Source organism: Vibrio sp. D173a (genome assembly GCF_030248475.1).
The window spans coordinates 20,089-30,734 of record NZ_JAHGAH010000146.1; the positions used below are offsets into that span (position 1 = coordinate 20,089).

A 10,646-nucleotide genomic window follows, 5' to 3' on the forward strand; every position below is an offset into this window, starting at 1 on the left:
ATTATTTTAAATCAGTGTTCTGAATCTTCTTCGAGTATTTCGATAACTTGTGAGCTGCTAAGTTCATGTCCCATCAGAAACAAACCTAACATGGCATCGGCTTTTGACGCACTGTCGCTATCTTCATCAAGGATTTGTTTTAGGCGAGTACGAATCAAGTCAATTTCATGGTCAACAAAACCACGGCCTTCTTCTTCGCCTTGGCTATCTTCTGGTGCGTTATCGAAGTGCATGAACAGCATGTCACCGTCGAGTGTGGTGCTTTCCAAGCGTTCAGGTAGCCATTCTTCTCCCATGACGATATCGGGGTTACTACCTTCAGGCAAGTTGTTGATTATGGTGATGAGTTCAGATGCTTTCACGGTTCACTGCGGCTTTGATCATTGGTTTTCTATTGTATCGGCGAAATGGGAAAAAACTAAGCCATTTAATCATTGTGGAGCCTTAATTGCTTGCATTGTCATCACATCTTTAGCCCCAGCAAATGCGCAATTATCAATAAGTTTCGCTTTAAATAAATTTGGTGATAAATCCAACAAATCTTCACAGGTAGAATCACGAATCGAATGATTGGTCCGATGTGCTGATTGATTTCATAGCGGGAACTAAGCACTCTACGTCAGCATTCGATAATGAGAATGATTATCGATAATAAATTTAACTGACGTATAATAGAGTTCCGAAATGAAACGAATAATGACCTTACTTTGTCTTTCCCCCACATTTGGGGTGATGGCTGCTGACAATAACATTGAAGTTTTCATGAGTGCTTTTCATGAAAACCCAATTGAAGTGATGAACGAGTTACCCGAAAAGGAGGGTGACATGTATCCCATCATTAATATTGAAGAGTCGGAATCCATTCGAACATCCGTGCGTGATGCCATTATGAAGAGAGCGACATCAGAATTTCCTCACTCATTTTCTGCGAATCTTAATAATGATAATCCAGCACGTTTGGTTGATTTAGGAAATGGCCTGATTCGCAATCTCGATGAGTTACACCGTCAGACACCAAACTTCAAACGACTTGATGTACAACCTTGGTCCGATAGCTACTGGCCTCTGTATTCCGGTGCTGCTGCTTGGCGTTATGGCGATAGGGAGCTCAGTGCGAGTAATTGGCAAGAGTATTTTGACTTTTCGCACATTCAAAAACCGATATTCTCGGTTCAAGGGCAGGATCGAGAGGACTTATCTCCAGCAGAAAAATACGATTTGCTGGTGGGGGATACTCAATTTACGCTATCAAAACGTTCGTGGGATTCTGGCAAAGGGTACTACGAATCGAATGGTAGTGTAGAACGCTGGATGGGACTGTGCCATGGTTGGGCTGCAGCTGCATATATGCTTCCGCGGCCGACGCAATCCGTCACTGTGCCAGATGCTAATGGTGAACCTTTAAAGTTTTACCCTTCAGATATTAAAGCACTTGGGACATTATTGTGGGCAGAAGCGCCGTTTGAAACTCGTTTTATTGGTGGGAGATGCAACATAAAGAATCCAGCAAAAGATGAAAATGGGCGAGTGATAGAGCCTGACTGTAGTGACACCAACCCAGCCAGTTGGCACTTAGCGGTGTTAAACCAGTTGGGGTTATCTAGCCGTAGCTTGATCATGGATGCTACATACGATTATCAAGTGTGGAACCAGCCTGTTTTAGGCTATAACTTGCAATATTTTAATCCACAAACGTACCGCTCGGCTTCCGACCCTGCAGAAGTCATGATCAGCTTGGAATCTTACGACAAAGATCGTTTCTCTACATATCGCTCACGTCGCGCTGTTTCCATTGTTGGTGTTCAAATGCAAGTTGAATACATGGTTGAAACTAACCCTACGCACCGTTCGACTGACATGCCTCGTTATGATGGCGTATCACGAGTAACGTACTACTACGACCTTGAAATTGATGCAAATGGACAAGTAATTGGAGGGGAGTGGTATCAAAATCGTCACCCAGATTTCCTCTGGACACCAACACCAATGGCGGTTGCAAAATCATACTATGATGGCTACGGCGAGTGGGATATGTCATTGCCGATTCCCCAGAACTGGCAGTACCAAGCCCCACGTGCTTCTCGTTACACGCAGCCAATGACGGCAGTTGTCGAAGCTCTGTTTGCCGCTTCGTCAGGTAAGCAAGATGGCCAAGGTGGATGGAAAAAAATAAAAACCAACACGGAGAGCGGCTCGCAGTGTCTTGATGTGGAGTACAGCGCATCAGGAGAGGGCTCAAGAGTGTTTGGTTGGCGTTGTCATAGTGGAGATAACCAAGAGTGGAAGTTAACGTCTGCAGGAAAGCTTGTGAGTCGAAGCAATCCTGAGTTGTGCCTTGATCAACAAGGCATTGAGATTACTCTTGAGCAGTGTAGCGATTTTCCTACCCAACAATGGCGATGGGAAGGCGGGCAGATAAAGAACCGTCTTGATAATGCGTTGAAGTGGAATGACCGCACTTGGCTTGTTGAAGCCGATGTACAAGGCAGTGAGTGGTATTTGGAATAGTTGCAACAAACACAGAGCCCGCTATCGTAGCGGGCTCTCTTTATCATTGCTTAATAGTCGTTACAACTGCCTTCAAATGTCCAGAACCAGTAGTTCTGATAAGGGTCTGCTCCCCAGTTATCTTGTGTTGCAACAAAGCGGTTGCCCCAATACTTCACTGAAGAACCAGCAGGGTAGTAATTGTAAGGTGACCACTCTTGCAGAGATGCGCACTGGTCTTGTGGTTCTGGATTTGGCTGTGGCGTCCCGTATGCCTTACTGACGGCAAGGTAGGCGTCAGAGGCGCTCTGCGTATTTGTTACAGTGACATAAATGTCTGAACCTTGAATACCACCAAAACCACACGCTTCTTCATTACCCATATTGGTCGATGAACAGTCGTAATCTGAAGGTGTTGCTGGGCGATCAATTGCTACATAAAGTTCCACATTACCAAAGCCATTGTAAGTTTGTACCCAAACATCATCGCTTGAGGTTCGGCGCAGAACAAACTGTTGATCGACTGCCGTGTTTCTTTGGATCGCGACAGGCATGTTGAGCGAAAGCTCGGTCATGCCAGTATCTGGTCCAGGGTTTGGATTTGGGTTCGGATTTGGATTAGGTTGACCGCTTTCACAGTTCATCACCTGAACACCCACTTGAGAGAACGCAGACGTGACAGAGGAGCTTTCATATCCCAGCTTTTGCGCTGCCTTACATACGCCTTCTGCACCTTGCTGGAAGGTTGAGTTTGGCGTCCAGTACAACTGGTTCGCCGTGGCGTAAGCCATGAATGCTTTTTTGATGCTCCAGCCTGAGCTTGTCGCTAGGTGGTAAAAGGCTTTGTTGAAAATACCAGAGCTGTGGTGAACATCGATGCCACGGTAGTACTGGTTCACGTGACCAATCGAAGCACCGTCGTGACTTGGGTTGATGAAGTAACGCATTGCCGGCGAGTATTTCATCACGTGTTCACCCATCTTCCAGTTGAAGCTACCATGCACGTATTGGCTAAGTGCAGCAGCAGCGACGTCAGAAAATGATTCGTTCATTCCGCCAGACATGCCTCGATATTCCAACCCTGAGTTTTGCTCGGTGAAACCGTGGCTGACTTCATGTGCAATAACATCCCAAGTCGCAAGAGGGTACATAGAGCTGTTGCCATCACCAAAGGTCATCTGACGGCCATCCCAAAACGCGTTGCCATAGTTTGAGCCGTAGTGAACGCGCATGGTGAGTTTTTGTTGAATAGGACGTGCGCCAAGCCACTCACGGTACATATCAAACACACGTTGGCCAAAGTAGTGTGCGTCGTTCATTGGCGCGTATGCCCCGTTGATTTGTCGGTAGTTATTCACGTTGCAGTTGAAGCGATGAACTTGACCACCCCATTGTTGGTTGTTCATGTTGATCGTTTCGACATTATCACTGTTCATCTGACAGTATTGGTCAACTTGAAATCCACCAAATTTAGTATTTGGGCCAAAGTAATAACGGCCACTTTTTTGGTTGCCGCCTGGGCCCTCTGCTTCAAGAAATGCAAGACCTTCCCATTGGTCCATGATCTCTCCTGATTTTGCATCGACCAGCGTGATAGGACGAGAGGGACGCAGATTCACAATCTTAACTGCATCGACTTTGTAGATAAGGTGCGCAGTATTTTGTTCGTCAAGCCAAACCATTAGTTCCGCACGAGCATCATTCTCTGGAGACTCGTTAGATGCAAAGCCTTGCTCAGTACCCGTTGCGATCTCAATCGCTTGGTTGACACTGATCATTGGTAGCGTTGAGTCCAAGTCGTTACCGATCCCAACCACGACATTGCCGTCAATCGATTGAGCAAAGCCTTTTGCAGAAAGATCTGCGACGACAGAGTGGCCGTAGACAGGTACGCCGTAGTGCAACTGCTGTTTACGAACAAGCGTTTGTTGGCCAATTTCTACTCGGTTGATGTTTTGATAGCTCAGCTCGGTACTCGCTGGCATGTAGGATGATTTACCAGCAATATTGAGCGCTTCAGAGAGGTCAGTTTGAGAGTGTTCCACAATTTGTGCTGCCTGCGAGGCGAACGCGAAAGGGACAAGCGATAATAAAGTGACGTTTCGCATAATTAACCTTTTATTATGATTGTGTATTTTCTTATGTGTATGTATTCATATCAAAAATGCTATTGCAGATTAAAGATAAAACCCAGAAATGAGTAAGTGCAATTGGTTGAATATTTGAGGTTAATTCAAAACAAATTTATAAATCGCCTAAAATATGTGCGGTTATAGTAACGCTACGTAGTCCTGTAGGAATTTTTAACCGATAGACGAGTAAAGTCAGATATACTCTTTGTGATTGAATACTGTCTCTAATTACAGCGACATAGGAGAGTTATGAAACACCTACTAGGAACATCACTAGTATGCTCGGGCTTATTGCTAAGCGGAGCCGCATTTGCTGAGTCGAAGCATGCAGAACAAGAGTGGGGTATTGCAGCGATGTACCGCACTGCTGCGATTCCTTTTTATACAGCTGACGATGACTCGACAGTAAGCACGTTTGTACCAATGATGTTCTTTGAGAATGAACACCTTTACATTGATGGTCTTGAAGGTGGCGTGTTCTTGTTTGATGAGGACGACTCCGACTGGCGTGCGAGTGCGATCATGCGCTTGCGCTTTGTTGATATTCCTAAATCAGTTCAAAACGCTTTTGAGGGCGACCGCGTCGATTTCGGTGGCCAAATTCGTTACAACTTTGACGAGAACTGGCGCGCAGAATTCGAAGTTATGACGGATGACGAATTTCAATTTCATTCTAACTACCGTATCGCGGCGAACTACGAGTTTGGCGACTGGGAGTTGGAACCTTCCTTTACCATTCGTTATAAAGACGCCGACTTCAACAGCACTTATTACTCGTTTGATGAAGTAACGGGCGAGAAAATTGGGGCAGGGATTGATGCTAACTTAGGCATCAAGGCGCGTTACCATGTTATCTCGAACCTGTATTTACTTGGCGAAACCAGCATCACGCGCTTAGACAATAATGCGTATATTAGCCAAATTGTTGAAGACCGCTATCAAGGTGAAGTCTTTGTTGGCTTTGGTTTCTTGAATGACAAAGGGAAGGCACGCAAATCAGAGTTGAGCAACCGTCCGTATCTGCGTGTCGCTCACGGTTGGGCAACGCCTTCTAATATCGGCGATATTTTCAAATTTAATGCCGAGAAGGATGAATACAACAACCAGCTAACGTCATTATTCTACGGACACCCTTTGACGGATGAAATCTTCGGCTTCCCAATTGATATCTACTTAACGCCAGGTCTGGTCCACCATTGGTCATCGGAGGTTCAATCGTCCAGTACTGAGTATGTGATGGCGATTAAGGCTTACTACACCTTTAATTGGCCGACCAAATGGCGTTTCGGTGTTGCAGAGGGTATGTCTTACATCGATAACATCACCTACATCGAAGGAACTGAGATGGAAGAGAAAGGTTACACCGCAAGTAATTTGCTGAACTATCTCGACTTCTCATTTGATGTGAATGTAGGCGATCTGTTTAACCAGAAAGATTGGGAAAACATGTGGGTTGGTTATTCGTTGCATCACCGTAGTGCGATTTTCGAGAGTGCTTCTCAGTTTGGTCGCATCAAAGGCGGCAGTAACTACAATACGATCTACTTCCAGTACGATTTTTAAGCTCAGCTGAAAACAAATACGAATAAGCCTCATCTTGACATGAGGCTTATTTATTTTCTGTTAATTGGTAATTATTCTTATTTTTATTCTTCTGTATTCTTATTTGTTATCCATTCAATTTAAAAACCATTCTAATATTTAATTGAATTGACAACTCTCTGACCTATTAATATTTCATTCATATAAAACGTTGAAATGAAATATAAGATTGCATTTTGTATTTTTTAATAATTGACTGTGGTCAAGATTATCACCCACTAAATCTACAAGGATACTAATAGTGGCGAGTGGCCATGCCTTAGTTGCTCAAGGCTTGTGCTATCTAGCTTAATTGATGGTTTTGTAGAAATGTTGCTTTGATTTGCCTTGTGTATTAATTAAAGCGAAATTAGATATTTTCAATGAATGCCTATTTTGAAAATACAATCTCTATGTCTTTTATTTCTAACGAGTGTTCTTTCCCCACTTAAAGCCATTAATTAAGCGCCACGACCAAATTCAAAAACGTAATTTAGGAAAAAACCATGAGTCAAAATGGTAAGTTTAATATTACTCGGCGTGATGCTTTAAAGGGGGGGGCTGCACTTGGCGCTCTAGCGCTAGCAGGAAACGCGCTTTCTCTCCCGTTTGCAACTAAAGCGGTTGCCAAAGAAACACCAGCAAAACCAAACGAAAAAATTGTCTGGTCGGCATGTACCGTAAACTGTGGTTCTCGTTGCCCGCTTCGTATGCACGTGGTCGACGGTGAAATCAAATGGGTAGAAACCGACAACACGGGTGATGATGTTTACAACCATAATCACCAAGTTCGCGCTTGTTTGCGTGGTCGCTCTATGCGTCGCCGTGTTTACTCGCCAGACCGTTTGAAATACCCACTTCTTCGCGTTGGTAAGCGTGGTGAAGGTAAGTTCAAACGCATCACTTGGGATGAAGCCTTTGACCTCATTGGTGATAACCTAAAACGCATTATTAAAGACCACGGTAACGATGCGGTGTACCTAAACTACGGTACAGGTACGCTTGGTGGTACAGTAACTAAGAGTTGGGATCCGAGCGCGACATTAGTTGCTCGTATGATGAACCTTTGTGGTGGTTACCTAAATCACTACGGTGACTACTCTGCAGCAAACATCGAATGTATGTCGGAGTACTTCTACGGTTCGTTCGTTGACAACAACTCGATTGACGATGTTCAAAACGCAGACCTATGTCTGATGTTTGGTAACAACCCAGCAGAAACCCGTATGTCGGGTGGTGGTCAGGTTCACAACTATGTGGATGCGAAAAACATCAGTCACACTCGCACGATTTGTATCGACCCTCGTTACACCGATACTGCAGCTGGCCGTGAAGATCAATGGATTCCTATCAAGCACGGTACAGATGCAGCTTTAATTGCAGCCATCGCCCATGTATTGATTACGGAAGACAAAGTCGATCAAGACTTCCTTGACCGTTACTGTGTGGGTTACGACCGTAAAACGCTTCCTGCATCAGCGCCAGAAAACTGCAGCTACAAAGATTACATTATGGGTACTGGCCCAGATGGTATCGAGAAAACCCCAGAGTGGGCACAACCTATTACGGGCATTCCAGCAGATGTGATTTTGAAACTTGCACGTGAAGTTGGCGATGCAAAACGCATTTACATTACCCAAGGTTGGGGTCTACAACGCTCAGCAAATGGTGAGCAAGCGTGTAAAGCGGTCATGATGTTGTCATTGCTACGTGGTCAAGTTGGCTTGCAAGGTGGTGGTACTGGTGCTCGTGAAGGTAACCACTCATACCCATTCCAACGCTTCCCGAAAGTGCCAAACCCGATCAGCGCTTCTATCCCAATGTTCCTTTGGACAGACGCGATTTACCGCGGTACGGAAATGACAGACCTGACCGACGGTATTAAAGGCGTTCAGAAGCTACAAAACAACATCAAGTTTATCTGGAACTATGCAGGTAACTGTCTGATTAACCAACACTCAGATATCAACCGTACACACGAAATTCTTCAAGATGAAAAAGCGTGTGAAATGATTGTGGTGATCGACAACCACATGACGTCTTCTGCGAAGTATGCCGATATCGTACTGCCAGACTGTACAACGTCAGAGCAATCGGATTTCTGTATGGATGGTGCAGCTGCATCAATGCCTTACTTCATCTTTGCAAGCCAAGCGATCAAGCCTCGTTTCGAATGCAAACCTATCTACGACATTATGTCTGGTGTGGCGAAACGCATGGGCGTGTTTGATCAGTTTACTGAAGGTCGCACTCAAGAAGAGTGGCTGCAATGGATGTACGCTCAGACCGTTAAACAAAACAACGATCCAAACTTGCCGTCTTACGATGAGATGAGAAAGCAGGGTATCTACAAGAAGCAATTCGACCGTCCACACGTGGCGTACGAAGACTTCCGTCGTGATCCAGAAGCGAACCCACTACCATCGCCATCGGGCAAGATTGAAATCTACTCAGAGACGTTAGCGAAGATCAACGAAGAATGGGAATTGGACGAAGATGAGTCCATCAAGCCATTACCAGAGTACGTTTCGACGTTTAATGGCTGGGATTCTCCTGATCGTAAAGAGTACCCGCTTCAGTTAACGGGCTTCCACTACAAAGCTCGTGCGCACTCTACGTACGGCAACGTCGACATCCTAAAAGCAGCGGCACCACAGGAACTTTGGATTAACCCGATTGATGCAGCGTCACGCAACATTGATAACGGTGACTTGGTTAGCGTGCGCAGCAAGTTCGGTGAAATGAACGTTCGCGTAAAAGTAACCCCACGCATCATGCCACACATCGTTGGTTTGGGTGAGGGCGCATGGTACTCACCAAATGGTAAAGGTGTTGACCAAGCGGGTTCAATCAACGTACTGACGACACAACGTCCAAGCCCGTTGGCAAAATCAAACCCGAGCCATACCAACCTCGTTGAAGTGACGCTAATTAAGAAAATGGGGGCTAAATAATGAGCACAGCGAAGCAGTATGGCTTTTACATTGATTCAAGCAAATGTACTGGCTGCAAAACATGTCAGCTCTCTTGTAAAGACAACAAAGACCTGGGTATCGACCGCAACTTCCGTCGTGTTTACGAATACGTAGGCGGCAACTGGACGGAAGAAAACGGCGCGTTCCGTCAAAACGTGTTCGCGTACTACCTATCGATCTCTTGTAACCACTGTACTAACCCAGCGTGTACCAAGGTTTGTCCATCAGGTGCAATGCACAAGCGTGAAGAAGACGGCTTTGTTGTTGTCGATGAAAGCGTGTGTATCGGCTGTAAATCTTGTCACATGGTATGCCCATACGGCGCACCTCAATACAGCGAAGAAAAAGGTCACATGACTAAGTGTGATGGCTGTTACGAACGTGTCGCAGAAGGCTTAATGCCAGTGTGTGTTGATAGCTGTCCATTGCGTGCGATTGAGTTTGGTCCAATTGATGAGCTACGCGCGAAATACGGTTCAAACGCGGATGTGGCACCACTGCCAGATTCTCGCATTACGAGCCCGAACCTGATCGTGAAGCTAAATCCAAATGGTCGTCCAACCAATGACCGCACTGGTTTCCTACAGAATCCAAGAGAGGTGAAATAATGTTATACGAAGCACCATTAGTTGCCTTTACGGTTCTTGCTCAAACAGCGGTTGGCGCGCACCTAACGGTTAATGCGTTCGAGAAATTCGGTAAGCCACCACGTGTGACAGAACCTCGTATGAACATCGCTCGTTTCGCAATTTTGGTTGTAATGGGATTGGGTTTCTTGTTCTCAACCACTCACTTGGGTAGCCCACTGCGTGCCTTCAACGCATTAAACCGTGTTGGTAGTGCGGCGCTATCTAACGAGATCTTAACGGGTGCAAGCTTTCTGTCTCTAGCGGGTTTGTACTGGTTGTTAACGATTCTAAAAATCGGCAGCGAAGGCATGCGTAAAATCGTGAACTGGTTGTCTATCGCGGTCGGCGTGATTTTCATGTTCGCGATGGCAAATGTTTACCAAATCGAAACGGTTCCAGCATGGTACTCACCAATGACAACGGTTGCGTTTTGGTTCACGGTCGTGACTTCGGGTCTGATGTTCGGCTACACGCTGATCAACGTATTGGACGTGACGGCTGAGAAAACCAATCGTCGCCTAATGTGGGCTGGTGTAAGTCTGATTGCGCTGAACTTAGCATTCTCAGTAATGCAGACGATTTACTTCGCAGGTATCTCAACGGCGATTCACAGTGGCTTGGATCAAATCACCATGCTGTCTGGCTATGTTGCCGGTCACGTGTTGTTGCTTGTGGTTGCTGCTGCTCTTTGGGTATTCGCTGAGTTGTTTACCGCAGACGGTCGTCAGAAGAACTTGCTAGTTATCGTGGCATTCGTTGCCTTGTTCGTTGCAGAGATTCTAGGTCGCAATGTGTTCTACGGCATGCACTTTACATCTGGTTTGTACTAGGGTGTGTTGATC

7 protein-coding genes are annotated in these 10,646 nt (G+C 45.6%); 5 read left to right on the forward strand and 2 right to left on the reverse strand.

Annotation, left to right across the window (positions count from 1 at the left end; all coding sequences use genetic code 11):
* Nucleotides 1–11: 11 nt before the first annotated feature.
* A complete protein-coding gene (locus tag KIV40_RS15835) occupies nucleotides 12–362 on the reverse strand; it encodes a hypothetical protein (RefSeq protein ID WP_005535753.1) in 351 nt (116 codons plus the stop codon).
* A 334-nt stretch (nucleotides 363–696) separates the two neighbouring features.
* Between KIV40_RS15835 and KIV40_RS15840 the strand changes: the two genes are divergently transcribed.
* The gene (locus KIV40_RS15840; RefSeq protein WP_285350172.1) at nucleotides 697–2,508 is read left to right on the forward strand and encodes a ricin-type beta-trefoil lectin domain protein; all 1,812 of its coding nucleotides are present in this window, start codon (nucleotides 697–699) and stop codon (nucleotides 2,506–2,508) included.
* Between the two features lie 50 nt (nucleotides 2,509–2,558).
* On the opposite strand, the gene KIV40_RS15845 is transcribed toward KIV40_RS15840, so the two are convergent.
* On the reverse strand, nucleotides 2,559–4,595 hold the full coding sequence (locus KIV40_RS15845) for a M4 family metallopeptidase (protein ID WP_285350166.1): 2,037 nt from the start codon (nucleotides 4,593–4,595) through the stop codon (nucleotides 2,559–2,561).
* A gap of 273 nt (nucleotides 4,596–4,868) precedes the next feature.
* Here KIV40_RS15845 and KIV40_RS15850 point away from each other — a divergent pair, with 273 nt between their 5' ends.
* The 4 genes from KIV40_RS15850 to KIV40_RS15865 all read left to right on the forward strand — a co-directional run bounded on the left by KIV40_RS15850 (nucleotide 4,869) and on the right by KIV40_RS15865 (nucleotide 10,634).
* Nucleotides 4,869–6,182, forward strand: coding sequence for a MipA/OmpV family protein (locus KIV40_RS15850; protein ID WP_285350167.1), 1,314 nt, complete (start codon nucleotides 4,869–4,871; stop codon nucleotides 6,180–6,182).
* A 524-nt stretch (nucleotides 6,183–6,706) separates the two neighbouring features.
* Nucleotides 6,707–9,154 (forward strand): DmsA/YnfE/YnfF family dimethyl sulfoxide reductase, encoded by a 2,448-nt coding sequence (locus KIV40_RS15855; protein ID WP_285350168.1) that lies wholly within the window; start codon nucleotides 6,707–6,709, stop codon nucleotides 9,152–9,154.
* Complete coding sequence (locus tag KIV40_RS15860; RefSeq protein WP_285350169.1) at nucleotides 9,154–9,783, forward strand: DMSO/selenate family reductase complex B subunit; 630 nt, start codon at nucleotides 9,154–9,156, stop codon at nucleotides 9,781–9,783. The genes KIV40_RS15855 and KIV40_RS15860 overlap by 1 nt, the downstream gene beginning before the upstream one ends.
* Nucleotides 9,783–10,634, forward strand: a complete 852-nt coding sequence (locus KIV40_RS15865) for a DmsC/YnfH family molybdoenzyme membrane anchor subunit (protein WP_285350171.1) — start codon at nucleotides 9,783–9,785, stop codon at nucleotides 10,632–10,634. Before KIV40_RS15860 ends, KIV40_RS15865 begins: the two co-directional genes overlap by 1 nt.
* Nucleotides 10,635–10,646: the final 12 nt, after the last annotated feature.

What these genes read in the sequence shown, in the direction of transcription:
- KIV40_RS15840 (WP_285350172.1), top strand. Translation starts at nt 697, where the DNA reads ATGACCTTACTTTGTCTTTCCCCCACATTTGGGGTGATGGCTGCTGAC.
- KIV40_RS15845 (WP_285350166.1), bottom strand. Translation starts at nt 4,595, where the DNA reads ATGCGAAACGTCACTTTATTATCGCTTGTCCCTTTCGCGTTCGCCTCG.
- KIV40_RS15850 (WP_285350167.1), top strand. Translation starts at nt 4,869, where the DNA reads ATGAAACACCTACTAGGAACATCACTAGTATGCTCGGGCTTATTGCTA.
- KIV40_RS15855 (WP_285350168.1), top strand. Translation starts at nt 6,707, where the DNA reads ATGAGTCAAAATGGTAAGTTTAATATTACTCGGCGTGATGCTTTAAAG.
- KIV40_RS15860 (WP_285350169.1), top strand. Translation starts at nt 9,154, where the DNA reads ATGAGCACAGCGAAGCAGTATGGCTTTTACATTGATTCAAGCAAATGT.
- KIV40_RS15865 (WP_285350171.1), top strand. Translation starts at nt 9,783, where the DNA reads ATGTTATACGAAGCACCATTAGTTGCCTTTACGGTTCTTGCTCAAACA.